11 protein-coding genes and 3 pseudogenes are annotated in these 18,417 nt (G+C 42.6%); 3 read left to right on the top strand and 11 right to left on the bottom strand.

From position 1 onward, the window contains the following. Positions 1-173 precede the first annotated feature (173 nt). The 11 genes and pseudogenes from ACHLI0_RS00805 to ACHLI0_RS00855 all read right to left on the bottom strand — a co-directional run bounded on the left by ACHLI0_RS00805 (position 174) and on the right by ACHLI0_RS00855 (position 14,053). Entirely contained in the window at positions 174-1,628 is a 1,455-nt protein-coding gene (locus ACHLI0_RS00805) for a lipopolysaccharide biosynthesis protein (protein WP_490748237.1), read from the bottom strand. A 70-nt stretch (positions 1,629-1,698) separates the two neighbouring features. Further along, the gene (locus ACHLI0_RS00810) at positions 1,699-2,889 is read right to left on the bottom strand and encodes a glycosyltransferase (RefSeq protein WP_490748238.1); all 1,191 of its coding nucleotides are present in this window, start codon (positions 2,887-2,889) and stop codon (positions 1,699-1,701) included. A gap of 54 nt (positions 2,890-2,943) precedes the next feature. Next, complete coding sequence (locus ACHLI0_RS00815; protein WP_490749542.1) at positions 2,944-4,065, bottom strand: glycosyltransferase family protein; 1,122 nt, start codon at positions 4,063-4,065, stop codon at positions 2,944-2,946. Between the two features lie 742 nt (positions 4,066-4,807). Beyond that, positions 4,808-5,995, bottom strand: a complete 1,188-nt coding sequence (locus ACHLI0_RS00820) for a glycosyltransferase family 2 protein (protein WP_490748239.1) — start codon at positions 5,993-5,995, stop codon at positions 4,808-4,810. Positions 5,996-6,014: 19 nt separating this feature from the next. Next, positions 6,015-6,914: a glycosyltransferase family 2 protein gene (locus tag ACHLI0_RS00825; protein WP_490748240.1), complete on the bottom strand. Its 900-nt coding sequence runs from the start codon at positions 6,912-6,914 to the stop codon at positions 6,015-6,017. A gap of 3 nt (positions 6,915-6,917) precedes the next feature. Next, positions 6,918-8,399, bottom strand: a complete 1,482-nt coding sequence (locus tag ACHLI0_RS00830) for an O-antigen ligase family protein (RefSeq protein WP_490748241.1) — start codon at positions 8,397-8,399, stop codon at positions 6,918-6,920. Further along, positions 8,389-10,617: a GumC family protein gene (locus tag ACHLI0_RS00835; RefSeq protein ID WP_490748242.1), complete on the bottom strand. Its 2,229-nt coding sequence runs from the start codon at positions 10,615-10,617 to the stop codon at positions 8,389-8,391. The genes ACHLI0_RS00830 and ACHLI0_RS00835 overlap by 11 nt, the downstream gene beginning before the upstream one ends. A gap of 12 nt (positions 10,618-10,629) precedes the next feature. Then, positions 10,630-10,851, bottom strand: a pseudogene (locus ACHLI0_RS00840) (TolC family protein); the annotation flags it as partial. A gap of 169 nt (positions 10,852-11,020) precedes the next feature. After that, entirely contained in the window at positions 11,021-12,082 is a 1,062-nt protein-coding gene (locus ACHLI0_RS00845; RefSeq protein WP_005794453.1) for an IS5-like element IS1169 family transposase, read from the bottom strand. An 85-nt stretch (positions 12,083-12,167) separates the two neighbouring features. Further along, positions 12,168-12,698: pseudogene (locus ACHLI0_RS00850) on the bottom strand (TolC family protein); the annotation flags it as partial. A 125-nt stretch (positions 12,699-12,823) separates the two neighbouring features. After that, positions 12,824-14,053, bottom strand: a complete 1,230-nt coding sequence (locus tag ACHLI0_RS00855) for a BamA/TamA family outer membrane protein (RefSeq protein ID WP_074855808.1) — start codon at positions 14,051-14,053, stop codon at positions 12,824-12,826. Between the two features lie 201 nt (positions 14,054-14,254). Here ACHLI0_RS00855 and ACHLI0_RS00860 point away from each other — a divergent pair, with 201 nt between their 5' ends. The 3 genes and pseudogenes from ACHLI0_RS00860 (at position 14,255) to ACHLI0_RS00870 (ending at position 18,412) form a co-directional block, all read left to right on the top strand. Next, positions 14,255-15,655 carry a C1 family peptidase gene (locus ACHLI0_RS00860; RefSeq protein ID WP_490748243.1) on the top strand — a complete coding sequence of 467 codons (1,401 nt, stop codon included), beginning with the start codon at positions 14,255-14,257 and terminating at the stop codon, positions 15,653-15,655. A 65-nt stretch (positions 15,656-15,720) separates the two neighbouring features. Continuing rightward, positions 15,721-17,191, top strand: a pseudogene (locus ACHLI0_RS00865) (Na(+)-translocating NADH-quinone reductase subunit A). A gap of 48 nt (positions 17,192-17,239) precedes the next feature. Further along, positions 17,240-18,412, top strand: coding sequence for an NADH:ubiquinone reductase (Na(+)-transporting) subunit B (locus ACHLI0_RS00870; protein WP_143920211.1), 1,173 nt, complete (start codon positions 17,240-17,242; stop codon positions 18,410-18,412). The last annotated feature ends 5 nt before the right edge of the window (positions 18,413-18,417 follow it).

Below are 18,417 nucleotides of genomic sequence, written 5' to 3' on the forward strand. Positions count from 1 at the left end.
TCTCTTTTTTGATTTTTCGAATAAGTCACACCATTTTTGAATAACATTTTGGCATGTATGTTACTTTTTCAGTTATACTCCAGTCTTTATGACTAGGAGCATCTAATATGGGGTAAAAATAAATGGTTCTCATACTATTGTTTGTTTAAAGTCAGTTAATAAGAAATTTCCTGCTATTTTTTCTTATGAATCACATCTTTTATTTTCTTTATAATATTGTATTCACGTGTGACTTGTATATATATAACGAAGATACCAAAACTCAGCATACCCTTTACAATAAGTGTAAGGAAAATATTCATGTTTTCAGTTGCGTATTGTACAGGGAGAAGTGCTGAGCCTATTATTAAGCTGATGATGACAGGTGAAAAGAACTGTTTGACAAATCCCCATGCGTTTCTTCGGAATGTTACTGCGTACATTTGCCAATAACATTGCACAAAATTAATAGAGAATGTCACGACAATGCATGTGGCTACCGCTGTCAAAGTTCCGAAATAGAAGACTCCAAGCAACATTCCTATTACATTTAATACGGATGAAAACAGGCCGCAAATGAAAAGGCTTCGTGTGTCTCCCGAGGCTTGATAGATGGATCCGGAAGAAGACGAGATGATTTGTATCCCCACAGAAAGTGCCAGTATCTGGAATACAGGTACAGACGGCAACCATTGGTTTCCAAAGATAATAAGCGTTATCTCTTTTGCTGTGAAGAATAAAAGTACGCTGAGAGGCAAACCGATGAATGCAAGGAAACGTACGACACGCTCGTAAGAAGCTGCTAGCTGTTTTTTGTCATTCTGATAATCGCTGAAGATGGGGTGCATTACAGGCGTTATCACTTGAGTGATGTTTTGCAGAGGGAGCATCATCAATCGATATGATTTCTCATAATATCCCAATTCAGACATTCCCATGTGTTTGCCAATCAGTAGCTTGTCCAGGTTCCTGCTGAAATAGCAGATGATGTTAAAGAGAAACTGATAGGCGGAATAGGAGAAAATTTTTCGGATGGATTGTATTCCTAAGGTTGCATGCAAACTTTGTGGATAGCGGTGGAATGAGATAGCGAATATCAATATGCTTGATAAAATCGGATTGATGATGAGCGCATATAGGCCTGCACCACAAAGAGCTGCGGTGACAGCTCCCACACCTCCTGCGATTTGAATGATAAAGCTTCGGATGGCAATGAACTTGAACTCCTTGTTTTTGTAGAACAAGGCCCCTGGTACAATGTTTGCTGATGCAAAGAATAGGTTGATGGATAGCAGCTGGCAAAGTGTACGGAGTATGGGACTATTGTAATAAATAGAAATAGGCCAGGAGGCCGCGAAAAAAAGAAGAGCGATTATTATTCCTGTCCAAAATGTAAAGGAATAAATGTTAGCCAAATCGTCTTCAGTAAGTGTTTTGTTTTGTACAACGGCAGGAGATACCCCCATGTCGGTGAAGATACCAAAAAAAGTAATAATAACTGTGGCAATAGCCACTATCCCGAAATCATCAGGAGAAAGTAAGCGTGCCAAAACTCCGGCTACGACTAATGAAACGATAATACCGCTGTATTTAGCTAATGCGGTATAGAATACTCCTGAAAAGAGTTGTTGTTTAATATTGTTTGTCACTTTGTTTATTCTTGAGTCTTTCTGCTACAAATATATTTATATTTTAATAACAATGCAAAGGATATCCCTTTTATTTAATGGTTTCTAGATACTCTTCCCACTTCTTGATAATCGTTGGTAATTTCAGAGATTCTGCAATCTCCAAAGATGTTTCACCCATCTGATTTAATTGTTCAGGCGATAGTTCGGCTATTTTTTTCATAAGTTTTGCCAACTCTTCTGTATTTCCATTTTGAAAAGTGAGGTAGTTGTTTTGTTCCTTGAGAAGTTCTTTTGTAATGGGGAGATTGGAACTGATAATGGGAAGACGATGGCTCATGGCTTCTGCCAATACCAGTGGAAATCCTTCCCATCGTGAACTCAATATATATACACTGGATGAAGCATAATATTTCTGTATCTGTTTAGTGAAAGGAGATATTGTAATTCTGTTTTCCAGTTTATGTTTGCTGATTAGTTCTTTGAGTACGGGCTCTTCAGGACCTTCTCCGACAATATTTAAAGTCCATTCTTTGTTATCGCGTGCAAAGAGGGCAAATGCTTCAATAAGTATGTCGAAGCCTTTTGTCAGGTATGACATTCGCCCTACAGAAAGAAATTGTTTATATGATGGGCTTCCTTCTCCTTCTGGTACTAAAGAGAGGGGATTGTGTATTGTTTTAGGAAAAAGGTTTAATTCTTGTTCGTAACGTTCACGATCACAGTTGGTCAGAACGATTAATCCATCTAGTTTTAGCATTTCGTGCCGGAATTGACTTTTCTGTTCGTACAGGTAGAAACCTTGTGTGTTGAAGAAAGCGTCAAAAGAGGTATGCATCCATCCTATCACCCGCTTAGCTTCCAATTGATGACGGATACTGGCAAGCTGGAGTGACAGGAATGCATGTACTCCAATAATTAGGTCGTAATTTTCGCTATTCAATTCATGAATAAGCACTTTCCGCTGGGAGCGGGGAAATGAACTATGACCATACCATTGTGAGGTGATGGGGGTCTGTGGCAGAATTTTCTTTTTATATAAGAAGCTATATGTTTTACACGGTAAATATTCCCACCGACTAATATTAGGCAGACTGATATAGCGGAATCGGATATTTGTTTGTCCTAGTTCATACAGACTCCGGTCTTCCTGTTCCGGTTTGTCATGTGTCAATATTGTTATTTCATAATTGACTGATAATGCCTTAGCAATCACTGCCAGAACACGTTGTACTCCTCCAAAACTAAAAATGGAGTCGCAATAAAAGCAGATCTTTGTCATTTTGAATGTATTTAATTGTTTGATGTTTGTAAAATGCTTCCGATTATTACGTTGCTAATATAGTTGATTATCTGCTAACTTTCTATAAAGCTCCGCATATTCTTTTCCTATTTTTCCGCTGTTCATGTTTTCAATGGCATATGCATAATTGTCTTCCCCCTTCCTTCGGGCGGACAGTTGGCGGGCTGCCTCCAGTGCTCGTATGATATCAAATTTGTTGTCGGGGTGGAAGACGGGATTGCCCGTGTCATGGAGGATTTCTCCGATGTTTCCGATATTAGGGCCTATGACCACTTTGTGAAAAAGGAAGGCGAGAGGTATATTGGCAGAGTTCAGAATATCTTTTCGTTGGATGAATATTACATCCGAAGCGGCCATGTAGTAAGGCAGGTCGCAGTTGTCTATAGGTTCGTCGCTGGCTCTGGCGTGCATTCTGCGCAGACGGTTGAGCAAGGGTATAAGCAGGTAATATCCTGCCCGGGATGTCCAGCGCTTGAAAAAGTTGCTGCCATACCTGTTGAATCTCGAAAAGGGGTAGAGTCGTGGAGCAAGCAGGAACTTCTTTGCTTCATCCCATTTTCGGAACGCTCCGGTCACCATCCGCCTCTCTTCACGATTCCGGAACTTGCCGAACGACGTGACGATAAACGCCTCCTGCGGCAGATTGAGATACTGGCGCGCACGTTCCACGCTGATATCCTCCTTGTACGTGTACTGATAAATATGGTGAGGAATGATGACATTCCGGCTGTCCGCGTGTTTGGCTGCAAATTCGTCGAGACTGTAACGTCCCATGTGCACCACCACGTCACTTTGCTCTTCGATAATGTCATAAGCACGGCCGATCACCTCGTTCGCATCATGCGGACGGACATTGTGGCGCGTATACACGAACCGGGCCCCACGGGACCGGAAAAAAGTGATACGTTCCTCCAGGCGGCGAATCCTGTCCGGATCGTCACAATTCCATCCCATTACCTCTTCGGGCCATTGGAAGTGGATGATGTCATAAGGTGTATCCGAGTCCCAAAACTCATTCGTGGAACATCGTACGTCAATCCCCGTCGTCCTGATAGCATCGCATAAAATGGGAACATAAAGATTATCCGTATCCCCATTATCTCTGAAAACGATTAATGCTTTTATCGGTGGATTGCCTATTTCATTGTCGTTCATGCTTATTTCTTTGTTTTTTGGTGGGCTTTTGCCATATACAAAGGTAATAAAAGATATGATAGTTTTCATCTTTTTTGCTTTTTTTCAGTGTTGTACCGTCATTCTTTGCGTGTGTCCGTTTTATTTCTCTGTTGTCGAAGGGGATATGCTGCTCGTAGAGGTATTTCTGATAGTGGTAACATATTGTTATGCATGAGATAAAGCCTCGTCAGTAAATCATGTTTTTATCTATTATTTTGTTACTCAGTTTGTTATAATGCACCTTCTTATTCTTTTAATACAAACAGGCATATAGTCTGCTGATTTGGATCTGTCATTCTGTAAAAATGATTTGTATAGATATTGACTCACATTATGTGCAACAGCTGATTCACATTATGTGTGACAACTATCGCACATAATGTGAGTCAGCTATTGCAGCATTTGTGTGGCAATCAATATCATACATAAAAAGAATAGTGGTAACATCCAAATATGAAGGGAGAAGGTATGTTATCAGTAAAAGAAGATGCATTTTATGTGTTTGTATAATAGCGGGTTATGGGAAAATGTGATTATGATAAGGTTTTGCATGCAATTACTATTTAGACTTTGAATCCATTCTTTTCCATACGGTTTAGTCACCCGATTGAACAGATAGGAGCTCATGCGAAAAGATTTAATCCGACAAGCATCGACATTTGCATGAGGGAGGACTTGATTGTTACATCCGTGCCTTTTCTTATTTTTAATGGAGGAGATTTTATTCTTCTCCGTGCTCGGTATGAATAAACTTTTTGTTCGCTCCTTTCAATCGGAATATATTGGCTATCATTGCCAGTGCCAGTGCCGGAATTTGCAGGATGGCTTTTCCTAATTTCCGGTTCAGCAACTTTTCTGGCACAGGTATGATCATGGCGGCAACTTGAGTGGCTGACAGTATCCACCATTTGATGGCCGTATACCATTCGTTTCCTCCGCTTTGCAGACTCATTAGTAAGCCGATTGCGGTAAAGAGTAAGGTGAAACCGAAAACTCCCGCCAGTTGTATCAGACGGGGAGGCAGCATCCATTGAAGTATCTTGTCGCAGTAGTCGATATTTCCCTGAATCAGTGCTTTTGGGAAATCGGGCAAAGAAGCCCGCAATGCACCGTATTGTGCTGCAATCCATCGTTTACGCTGATTTTTGATACCTTCTTTTTTCTGCGTTTTTTCATCGTACACGGGCAGTTGTTCCAGATACTCGATGTGAACGCGTTGTTTTAGCAACAGGGCTTCCAGCTCCTTGTCTTCGCCTGATGTTTGCAGATGTCCTACATTTCGGCGGAACCAATGAACGTCGAATGCCATTCCGGAACCAGCTAATCCGGCTGACAATCCTATCGCGTTGTGCCCGCTACGGAAGAATCCATTGTTTATTTCTTCGCTGATCGCATCTAGAACAGCGATGTCTGTATTCATGTTTTTTCCTGTGCGGTGGGTTTGTACGGCATGCAGGCCGGACTCAAAAACGCGGTTGATTTCTGCGAGGAAATTGGGTGTCGTTACATTGTCAGCATCCATGATCACTACTACGTCATAAGATTCGTTGGCAGTGACGTTCATTGCCAACGTAAGGGCTTTGGCTTTGGAACTGTTGGTATAGTCGGCTATTTGCAAACAGATGGGGAGTGCTTGTAGAGCAGCATTCGTGTCCGGCTGCATCTGATCGGAGATGACAAGAATGTCGTACATTTCTTTGGGGTATTCCTGATTGAGGAAGCTACGGACGGTGGAGACGATCACCCTGTCTTCCTTGTATGCTGGGAAAAGTACAAGAAAACGACGCTGAATACGTGCTTCGGAAAGTTTTCGCGGACGATAGAACTTGGAGGCGATGGCGTAGAACAGCAGATAACTGACACAAAGTGCCAGGAGAATAAAGAGAATCCAGTCAATAAAGGTGTACATGGTCTTTCATTTTTAAGGGTTATCGGATAGGGGAGGTGACAGAAAAGCTTCTGACAACTCCTTTCCATACTGCGGCAAATAAATCGAAACGACCTTTCACGGCAAACTGAAGGCTGTTTTTTCCGGCAGCTATGGTAGATTGATAAAGAATGGAGAGCAGCCGCTGAGCACCTTTCCGGTGGCGGCGGGTGTAGAGCAAACGGTTGCGCGTCATGTAGAAGGTACGTAGTTTGCTGAGCTGTCCGGTGCTCTGGCTTTCCTTGTGGAAGACGGTGCAACGGGGCTCATACCATAGTTCGTAACCGGCATTTGTCATCTGTGTACACCAGTCCACTTCTTCATAATACAGGAAGAATATTTCCGGCATTTCTCCTACTTTTTCTATGACTTCACGTTTTACCATGAGTGCCGCCCCATGCAGGTAGGGGGTCATGTGCGGGGTGTCGAACGTGCCGTCGTCCGGACAGCCGAAACCTGTCACTTCGTTGCGTATAGTGATTGCCGACAGGGGGGTGAATCCGGCAAACTGTATGTTTTGCGGAGGAAAGGCAAAGCGTATCTTCGGAGAGACGGCTCCGATGTTTTTCTGACTTTCCAGTCGCTCTGTCAGGTAGTGGAATCCGTCTGATTCAACATAAGTGTCATTGTTTATCAGAAAGATATAGGCTCCTTTGGCTACTCTGAACCCCAAATTGTTTCCGCCGGAGAAGCCTAGGTTCGACTCGCTCCGCAGGGTGATAATATCGGAATATAGCTCCTTGATTTTAGCCGCCTCATCTTCGCGCGAGGCGTTGTCTACGACGATGATTTCATAGCTCACGGAATGTACATGTGTTTGCAGCGATTCTATTAATTCGCAAGTGTCTTTATAGCCGTTGTAGCAAACTGTGATAAAGGAGACTTGAGGTTCGTTCATCATAATCTATTGTTCGTTTTTCGATTCTGTTTCTTTACTTTGCTGCATCCGCTTGTCAATGTACGGTCCTGCGAAGCAGAGGGCAAAGGCTGTGTATATGGGGATGGAGTTTGGATATTGCATCACGTCGTTAACGTATGCTGCCAAATAGAATCCGGCTGCTGTACCGAGCCAGGCAATAAGTAGTCCGCGTAGTCGTTTATTCACTATCTTGAACATCAAAATCCAAGAACACCATACAAAAAGAGCGCCATGTATGGCAAGATAAAGAATTAGTCCTATAATTCCGGTTTCCACCCACACAGATACCAACCAGGAATCTGGTGGATAGGGCATACGTTCTTTGGGATAAAAACGTTCGCCTTTAGATAGACCTAGTCCATATCCGAATGGTTTGTTTATCATAAGCTCTTTCATCTTATCTCGATTGTATACACGTACTTGATAGGATGCATCTTTACTAGGACGGAATGCAGATCGTATTTTATGAATATACTGATTATTGTCACCAATACTAGTGAATGTAAAAAACAGGAAGAGGATCACTAAAGCGGATATTCCCGCAATGCGTGCTTTTAGATTATGTGAGAGAAAAATATATGTACCTAAAGCACCAAATGGGATAGCTACTGCAGAACGGGTTCCGGAAATAGCCATACCATATGCTGCTGCAATAATGACAATTCCGAAATAGAGTTTTAGGTACCAACTTTTCACATAAAATATGGAAATTCCAAAAAGAGCTATCCCCATGGCCATATGAACACCAAAGTTTGCAGCATCACTAAATAAAGAAAAATATCGAATACCAGACCAAATAATATGAGTTTTTGCTCCTCCTAAGTCATATAAAAAGTGTAATTCTTGTGCATTAAAACCGTGATTTTTCTGCCAATAGCCTTTGAATGATGCAATGAGAATGAAAATTGACCAAATAATCAATAGCCACTGAATGCCCTTGATATTGCGAATAGCTAATGGTACGATTACTGCACACACAATGGGATATATAAGATAGTGGGTGATAGAAATATTCCAGGCAGCTTGGACATTATTGGGATTGGCTATTTCTAATATGCAGTAGACTCCCCAAATGAGAAAGAGTGAAAGCATTCCATTACGGCTTTCTTTCCAATTAACCTTTTCGAACATCGTGTATGACAGAAGTAAGACTACCACAAATAAAGTACATCCCAATGTGGCTATCCCTAATGGGATCTCAGTTATCATACCTATTACAATTATAAGAAATTGCAGAATAAAAAGAGTATAGAAGCTTTTTAGGGAATATTTTATCATTAAGATGAAAGCAAATATTCCTAATGGCATCAAGCTGAGCGCCAAAAACACAGGCAGAGATGTTCGAAAAATCGCTTTATATAGGATATACAAACAACTCATCAGTAACAAATATGCCCATCCTTTGCTCGCAAAATAGTTACTAACTAACGTCAAATATTTGTTATATTTTTTTCTGTCAATCGTCATCTTCGTCATTTACTTCCGTTGACTGTTTTTTTCTCTTTAATAAGATATGAATGCTCTCAGTCAGAGCTAATTGAGATAGACGATAAAACACTTTTCTCCGAAGCGTGTATGGCGGAAGCATACCTGTATAGTCTTCTACCACATTGCGCGAAGCACGCGTTAAATACACATATAGTGGTGTTTTGGCAACTTGCTGTTGTAACTTTTCTACTAATAATTTATCAGTCTCTTTCCAACCACGATCGGCTCTTGCAATTAATATATTTAAATTACTTTCTTGTAATAATTCCGGGGAGATATTGGCTTCTCGTAAGCTAGGGTATTCGATGATAAGTATATCTTCTCCATTGAGAACACAAAGATCTGTAATGCTTCTGGCAAGGATGTATTCACGCGACGATGAGTCAAAATCACTGTTAGATCTCACTGAACGTGTTTTGAGTCCAATACTGTCCCAATATTCTTTTAACTCACGAATGACATCGCTCTTGCCTTCGCCCGCCTCTGTGCTAATAAAATTAATAATAAAGGGTAAACCGTCTTTTCGCTTGTTACAGAATCGGAGGATACTACTACTTAGCTGTTTTATAGCTATTTTTTCACTTTCTTTAATGGAACCATGATATTCTAAGATCGAATTTTTCGGAAAAGCTCCTAATATGGGAAGACCAATCAAGCGACGTGCACGAATAGAATCGCGTAGAGTACGGTCTAATAGTTCTAATATCAGGAAGAATCCTAAGATGAATAAAAAAGTACCTGCAAAAGCTCCCATTACTACCTTTTTAAGAGAGGTTGGCATCGGATTGATAGGATATGCTGGCGCGTTTAGTACTTTTAATGCAGCAGAAGTCATTTCTAGATTTTTCCTTCTCATAAGGGCGTCGTTGTAACTTCTTAGTACAGATAAATAGTTCTGTTCTATGAAATTGATTTTACGTTCCTTTTGTTTGATAGTAGATCCTACAGGAGCAAAAAAACTATATTTCTTATCGAGTTCTCTGCGGCTATCTTGTATAATTAGTAAATCTGATTTTGCTTTTTCTAATTGCATAGTCAGATCCAACCACTGTTCTATGATATTATTTTTAGATACCCCCTCTTTGGAATATTGATGTTCTACATATTTGTTGGATAACTCTGATAGCTCTTTACGAGTAGTCTCTAGGCGACTCTTGTAATCTTGAAGTGAGTTTCCTTGAGTTGGTTTGTTATCAGTAATGGTTTCCATTTCTGATATTTTTCCTGTAAGCGAAGAAGCTTCCTTTAATTTGTCCAAGAATTGATAGTTGTTGATCACTTGTTTGGCGTTACTGTCCATATGTTTCTCCAACTCGCTTAGCATTGCTTTCGCACTGTTGTAATCGATAAGTGCGTTTTGTTCACGTAACTCAAATTCTTTATTTATAGAAGCAATCTCTTTAGTTTCATCGTAATAGTTGATGACGCGATTATCTATATTATATTTAGTAAGAGAATCTTCTTTTATACTGAGGTCTTTTCCGATACGATCTAATTCTCCTTTAAAATATTTGATAACATTATCTGTTTCAGCATAACGGATGGAACGGTATTCATTAACAAATTCTTTCGTAAGAATTTCAATAGTATTGTACGCAATACCTGGATCGTCTGTCATGTAATTCACTTGTATCAGGTCGCTGACCCCTTTACGGTTGGCCTGAATATTTTTGAGATCGCTAAAACTGTAATGATGTAAATAATAATAAAATACTCCATAAAGATAGTTATCTTTAGTTGGCTTCATATAGCGGAAAAAATTAGCAACTGTTTTATCTTCACTACTTTTGTCTACCAAAGCTAATATTTCTTTTCCATTAGGACTGTTTTTTAGATGATTATATATTCTATTATAGTTATTGGCTTTAATATATTCATTATCTTCATTCGGATTTCCTTTTATTAAACTGCGAGCGTATAGTCGCATAGACACTCGCTGTAATGTGCTCTCTGCTTTGATGATACTTATTAAATTATCCATTGCGTTTTGGGCCGTTGCCCAATCCACTTTATTGCCTCCTTTTTCGATATCATATCCCGAAGCTACCCCAGTATAAAGTGTAGCTTCTACATAGTACGTTTCACCTAGCATACGTTTGCCTAAATAATAGACTGTGAACGTGATTACACCTGTGCCGATAAGCAACCACCAACGGATACGATATAGGAATCTGCTGATATAAAGGATATATTCCATAAGAAAAGAGTTTTATTTGTTGTTGAGAATTGAGGTACGAGTGATGGCTTCAAGTATCATCAAACTTTTGGTTAGTTCGAATTTACTCATTTCAAACTTTTCCTGTGTTATTGATTGTCGTGATTTCTCGGTCGTTAATTCTCCAGAATCAATGATACCGTTAGAAAAATTCTTTTCAGCTATACTATATTGCACATTAGCTAATGTAAGAGCTTCAGCGCTTAACTTAAGTATAGGTGAGTTCTATCAATTCAATTTATCCTCTTGTATCAGACAGCAGAACTCTTTAACTGCCCAATTTGTGAGCTTTAGTCTTTCAAATTTAGCGAATATTTTCTACCCCCCCCAATTTTTACAATAATTAACTTGTGTCTGTTGTAAAAATTGGATGTGCAGGCATAATTCACCCCAACAACTCAGGTTTCAGCCTGATTATTTGCGTGTAACGACTGATGTTATACACAAGACTGGTGAGTGCTACATTGGCTTTAGCACGAATAAGCCCTACTGTACGCACCACAAGTCCACGCATGGTTTGTTCCTCAAACCCGAATACATGCTCGACAAGGCAACGTGTCTTGGATTTTTTCCTATTGTCTGATTTCTGCTCCTTGGTAAGCGGACGGTTACGGTAGCCCTTTTCGCAAATTATCGGATTCATCTTATGCTGTTTTACAATCTCCTCTTGTCCGACATAACCGGCGTCCAAATACAAGTCCTTGCCTTCGTCTTTTTCATCCAGCAGTCCTTCAAAGCCTTTGGAATCATGCACTTCTGCCGACGTGGTATCATAAGAAAGTATGATCTTATTGCGTTTCTCAACTTTAGTATGCTGCTTGTAGCCGTAAAAAGTCTCATCACGCTTCTTTGTCCAGCGGGCATCTACATCCTTGTGGCACTTCTTGTGGGGATTGTCATTCCACAACTTATCACCCGCTCCCTGTTTTATCTGCTCATTTTCATCACGGGTGTTACGTTGGCGAGGGGCAATAACAAAACTGGCATCAATGATGCGACCCTCATTGAATTGCAGACCCTTACTTTCCATGAAACTATGAAATTCCGAAAAAAGCTTGTCATAAACGCCTGTATTTGTCAGGAGTTCGCGATACTTCCACACCGTCTTCTCGTCAGGAACATCGTCAACACATTCAATACCAAGAAACTTGCGGAAACTCGTACGGTCAACTATCTGATACTCTATCTGATGGTCACTCAAACCATAATAACGCTGAAGAAACAAGACCTTGAACATCAGCACACAGTCTATCGGCGGACGACCGGCATTACTTTTGCGCTCTCCGGTAAAAAGGGCTGATTCAAGAGTAGGACGAAAGATCTCAAAATCAACATACTGAGACAACACTTCAAGAGGATTGCCCATTTCATTCAAACGCAATTCACGATTCTCTGACTCAAATAGTTGATTATAACGAAGCTTACGGTATCGGGATAACTTGTTCATTATAAAATTCTTATTTTCTGCAAATTTACGCTCTTGGAACCATATAAACAACTGTACTACAATATTTTAATTTATAGAACTCCTCTATACTTAATTGGGCCGTAGCTGTGGCATATAATTGGATGATTTCTTTTTTCATCTCCTCGAATTTGACATCTCTTTCAAGTTGTGCAGCACGTATGTTTAATTTTTGTCGTTTTACCCGTGCTGTCAGGTCAAAGAGCCCGTCTAAAGGAATATTGACTCCTGCACCTACCGTATATCCGTTCTGTGCCTGTGTTGCATAGGTCAGGTAAGGTGCAATCGCTACATCGGTATAAGTAGACTCGTTACCGAACATACCATACTGGTAGCTGCCCCGTAAACTGAAAAAGCCTAAGAAGGCACGCTTCTCTTTTGCCAGAAGTTTCCGTTCAATTTGTTCTTTTACTGAAGCTAATTCGTAAGTTGGAGCGCTTTTTGCGTTCTCGAAAAGAAGATCCAGCGGTGGAAGTGTAATGCTGGAATAATCACTTGGCTGTAGTTTTGAGTAATCGCTTACCTCTTGCGCAGTTACGCTTCCCATGGAGGCAAACAAAAATAATAATCCTCCGAAGAGGTATTTGATTTGTTTCATAAATTAACCCTATTATCTGCTTTTGCTGTGTTATAGCAACGCAAATATAAGGATTAATTTTATTTAATGATGTTCTTATGGAATCATTTTATCATCTTTCTTGTTAATTATCGGCAAATATCTGTTTAGAATGCCTCCGTCATATTGAAATAGAACAAATTCTGCTTGTTCACCATGTCTCTGCCGAAGTCGAGGCGGACATTCATACGGGGCTGAACTTCAATACGTAAACCGAGTCCCAGATTAGGAAGTACACCTTCGATTTTGCCCGGAGTAGGGCCCATGAAACCGCATCCTCCCCACGCTACATAGCCTACATGATTCAGCATCTTCTTCACCCAATTGCTTTTGTCCGTATTTATCATCTGACGGTATTCTGCCATCATCACGTGGGATGACTTGTCGCGAAACTGTCCCATGTAGTAACCGCGAAGGTCGAAAGGAGTGCCGCTGAGCGCGTATTTAGTCAATGGAACATTGCCGAATACATTCTTTGTCTGCACCGTCCAAGCCAATACTTTACGTTTGCCGAGGGTCTTGTATTGGCGGTAGTCTATTTCCAAACGGTAGAAATTATTATCGCTTCCGAAGGCTTTGTTGTACATCATCCCACGAAAGTCCAGATACGTTCCCCGGTAAGCATTGGCGGGAACGTCACGGGTGTCGTATGTTAGCAGGAAGCCGAGTCCGGAACTGAGGTTAGAGTAGCCGTGATCCGTACCGCCAGCGGCAATGTACGATGGTTGCTCTATCATTCCTGCGGCAGGTTTAGTGATCTTGTCATAATTGAAGTCGATCTGCGGACCGGCAAAGAAGTTGCTTTTCCCCAGACGGAATAAAAACCACGGATTCACCTGCACACCGCTATAACGGTATTCGCTGGTGTCTTCGCCACGCGGATAGTCCTTGTTGGTGCTGTATCCGATGCCGTAGAAGTTTTCCAGTGTATTCTTATATGCGAAGACTCCGAAAATGCGGAAGCGGTCGCCCTTGAAGAAAAGCTGCGGTTTGGTGAACAGGTTCAGTCCTCCTTCGAACATCAGGGCGATGGCCATCGGCACCACCGAACGTTGCTGGGTCGTATCACTCGGATTCATCCGGAACGTCATCAATGCACTACCGCCGATCAGTAATCCGAAGTCCGGAGTATAGCTGGGGCCACCTAATATATTATAATGTAGATTACGTTTGGCTACACGCTGACGTCGCAATTCTTTTTTGGAAAGGGTGGGGGTGGAATCTGTCGGGGCTACCCCGACTTCGTCAACAGAAGTTGTAGTCGTTTGCAGTTCATCGCTTTTTACTGCCGTGTCAGCCGTTTGAGCTAACGAAATATTGATGAATAGAAACATCATCAATATACCTATTATATATCTTTTCATATTCTTTCTTGAAATCCGCTGCAAAGGAAACTATTTTATTTCGATTAGTTTTCATTCTCATAGATAATAAATCTAAAAAAGAATCGTATTTTTGCCAATTAATAATATGTAAAACGAAATTGCCAACGGATTACTATTAGCATACAGGCAAAGTTAATTTATAAACGATCTATAATGAATAAACGAATTTTATCAGTTTTTGTTTGCTGTGCCCTTTACTATTCTGCACTGGCACAGGACGCGAAAGGCGGCATCAGCGCTGACATGATGCAGCAAATCAAACAGAGTTATCAAGGCACTTCTACCGACAAGGCTATCCGGAACGCCATCAGCAACAACGACATCCGCAAGCTTGCCCTGAACCAGGACAATATGAAGGGGATGGATACGCATTTTTCTGTCAAAGTGAACTCCAAGGGGATCACCGACCAGAAATCATCCGGACGCTGCTGGCTCTTCACCGGCCTGAACGTAATGCGTGCCAAAGCCATCGACAAATACAATCTGGGTTCTTTCGAATTCTCGCAAACCTATCCTTTCTTTTTCGACCAGCTGGAAAAGGCCAACCTTTTCCTCCAAGGAGTCATCGACACCAGTGACAAGCCTATGAACGATAAAATGGTGGAATGGCTGTTCCGCAATCCGTTGAGTGACGGCGGCACATTCACCGGAGTAGCGGACATCGTAAGCAAATACGGTCTCGTCCCCAAAGACGTGATGCCCGAAACGAACAGCAGCGAAAACACCGCCCGCATGGCGAGTCTGATCGCTCTGAAACTTCGCGAACAGGGTTTGCAACTCCGTGACATGGCCTCGAAAAAAGCCAAACCTGCCGCTATAGAGAACGCTAAAGTGGAAATGCTGAGTACCATCTACCGTATGCTTGTCCTGAATCTGGGCGTACCTCCCACAGAATTTACCTGGACGCAATATAACACCAAAGGCGAGCCGGTAGAAACTGCTGCCTACACCCCGCTTTCTTTCCTGAAGAAATACGGTGACGAAAAGCTGATCGACAACTACGTCATGCTCATGAACGATCCCAGCCGCGAATACTACAAATGTTATGAAATAGACTACGACCGCCACCGCTACGACGGCAAGAACTGGACATACGTCAACCTCCCGATCGAGGACATCAAGGAGATGGCCATCGCCTCTCTGAAAGACAGCACCATGATGTATTACTCCTGCGACGTCGGCAAGTTCCTGAACTCTGACCGTGGTCTGCTCGACGTCAAAAACTATGATTACGACTCATTGATGGGCACCACCTTCGGCATGGACAAGAAGCAGCGTATCCAAAGCTTTGCCAGCAGCTCCAGTCACGCCATGACCCTCATGGCAGTCGATCTGGACAAAAACGGAAAACCGACCAAATGGATGGTTGAAAATAGTTGGGGTGCCGGAGCCGGCTATCAGGGACATCTCATCATGACCGACGAATGGTTCGACGAATATACCTTCCGTCTTGTTGTGGAAACGAAATACGTGACCCCGAAAGCACTCGAAGTCTTGAAACAAAAACCGATCCGCCTGCCGGCGTGGGATCCAATGTTTGCCGGCGAAGAATAACCAACCGACAATCACGCTGCATAGACTTGTGCGCGCAGGTCTTCCAGCCTACTTTATTAAAGAACGTGTGCGAACACAAAAGGAATTACGGATATTTTTCCGTAATTCCTTTCTTTTTTCCTCCCGAATCACATTATTATTTATTACTTTTGCGGCAAATTTTATGAAACCATTATTTTATATAGCATGGCAAATGTAATAAAGTTACGTAAAGGCCTTGACATAAACCTGAAAGGTAAAGCTGCTGAGACGTACACAACAGTGAAAGAGCCGGGATTTTACGCACTCGTACCCGATGATTTTCCTGGAGTGACACCGAAAGTGGTTGTGAAAGAGCAGGAATATGTGATGGCTGGTGGACCCTTGTTTATCGACAAGTATCATCCTGAAGTGAAATTTGTTTCGCCCGTGAGTGGCGTAGTGACGAGCGTTGAACGTGGTGCTCGCCGTAAGGTATTGAACATCGTAGTGGAAGCTGCCGTAGAGCAGGACTACGAAGAATTTGGTAAGAAGAACGTATCCTCTATGGATGCAGCTGCTGTGAAGTCCGCGCTTCTTGAAGCAGGTCTGTTTGCGTTTATCAAGCAACGTCCGTATGACATCATTGCAGACCCGACGGTAACACCGAAGGGCATCTTTGTTTCCGCATTCGATACCAATCCGCTGGCTCCCGACTTCGAATTTGCTCTGAAAGGCGAAGAAGCAAACTTCCAGACAGGTCTTGATGCCCTCGCCAAAATGGCAAAAACTTACCTGAGCATCAGCGTGAAACAGAAAGCCGCTGCACTGACACAGGCTAAGAACGTTACAATCACCGCTTTCGACGGACCGAACCCTGCCGGTAACGTAGGCGTTCAGATCAACCACCTCGACCCCGTTTCAAAGGGCGAAACTGTGTGGACAATCGATCCGCAAGCCGTTATCTTCATCGGTCGCCTCTTCAATACAGGCCGTGTGAATTTCACCCGCACAGTAGCTGTGACAGGTTCCGAAGTGTTGAAACCTGCTTACTGCAAACTTCAGGTAGGTGCATTGCTGACCAACGTATTTGCCGGAAACGTAACAACTGACAAAGATTTGCGCTATATCAGCGGTAACGTGCTGAGTGGCAAACAAATTTCTCCTAACGGATTCTTGGGCGCTTTCCACAGCCAGCTGACTGTAATCCCCGAAGGTGATGATGTTCACGAAATGTTCGGATGGATCATGCCGCGTTTCAACCAGTTCAGTGCCAACCACTCATATTTCAGCTGGTTGATGGGCAAAAAGGAATATACGCTGGATGCACGTATCAAAGGCGGCGAACGCCACATGATCATGTCCGGCGAATATGACAAGGTATTCCCGATGGACATCATGCCCGAATATCTGATTAAAGCGATCATCGCCGGTGATATCGACCGCATGGAAGCGCTGGGGATTTACGAAGTGGCTCCTGAAGACTTCGCACTCTGCGAGTTCGTCTGCTCTTCGAAGATGGAACTCCAACGCATCGTCCGTGTCGGACTCGACATGCTCCGTGCTGAAATGGCATAATCCGCATGGCAAATTGTAAATTGTAAATCGTAAAATAGTAATATATTAATGAAAGCGTTAAGAAATTATCTCGATAAGATAAAGCCGAACTTTGAAGAGGGCGGTAAATTCCACGCATTCCAGTCGGTGTTCGACGGCTTCGAAACATTCCTGTTCGTGCCCAGCAAGACTGCGAAAACGGGAACGCACATACACGACGCGATCGACAGCAAGCGTATTATGTCGATTGTGGTTATTTCGTTAGTACCGGCGCTGCTGTTCGGTATGTACAACGTAGGTTACCAGCATTTCACCCACACGGGTGCTACTGGCAGCTTCATCGAAATGTTTATTTACGGATTTCTGGCTGTATTGCCTAAAATTATCGTATCATACGTTGTTGGTCTGGGGATTGAGTTCGTCGTAGCTCAATGGAAGAAGGAGGAAATTCAGGAAGGATTCCTTGTTTCCGGTATTCTGATCCCGATGATCGTTCCGGTAGACTGTCCGCTTTGGATTCTTGCCGTAGCAACTGCATTCTCTGTTATCTTTGCAAAAGAAGTATTCGGTGGTACGGGTATGAATGTGTTCAACGTAGCGTTGATCACCCGTGCATTCCTGTTCTTCGCATATCCTACCAAGATGTCCGGTGACGCCGTTTGGGTATCGGGCGATACCATTTTCGGTATGGGACAGGCTGTAGACGGTCTGACTGTGGCTACCCCGCTGGGACAAGCCGCTACAACGGGTACGGTTCCTGCATTCAACATGGATATGATAACAGGTCTTATTCCCGGTTCTATCGGTGAAACAAGTGTGATCGCCATCCTGATCGGTGCCGTTATCCTGCTGTGGACAGGCGTTGCAAGCTGGAAGACGATGCTTTCTGTATTCGTTGGTGGTGCATTCATGGCCTGGGTATTCAATGCTATCGGCATGGAAAACAACACAATGGCTCAGATGCCTTGGTACGAACACCTCGTACTGGGTGGTTTCTGCTTCGGTGCCGTGTTCATGGCTACCGACCCTGTGACATCCGCACGTACGGAAAGAGGTAAATACATCTTCGGATTTCTGATCGGTGTGATGGCTATCATTATCCGCGTACTGAATCCGGGTTATCCCGAAGGTATGATGCTTGCCATCCTGCTGATGAACATCTTCGCTCCGCTGATCGACTACTGTGTAGTACAGAGTAATATCAGCCGTCGCGAGAAACGCGCTGTTAAGTCTAACCAATAATACCG

This window comes from Bacteroides sp. RCH18, assembly GCF_058231005.1.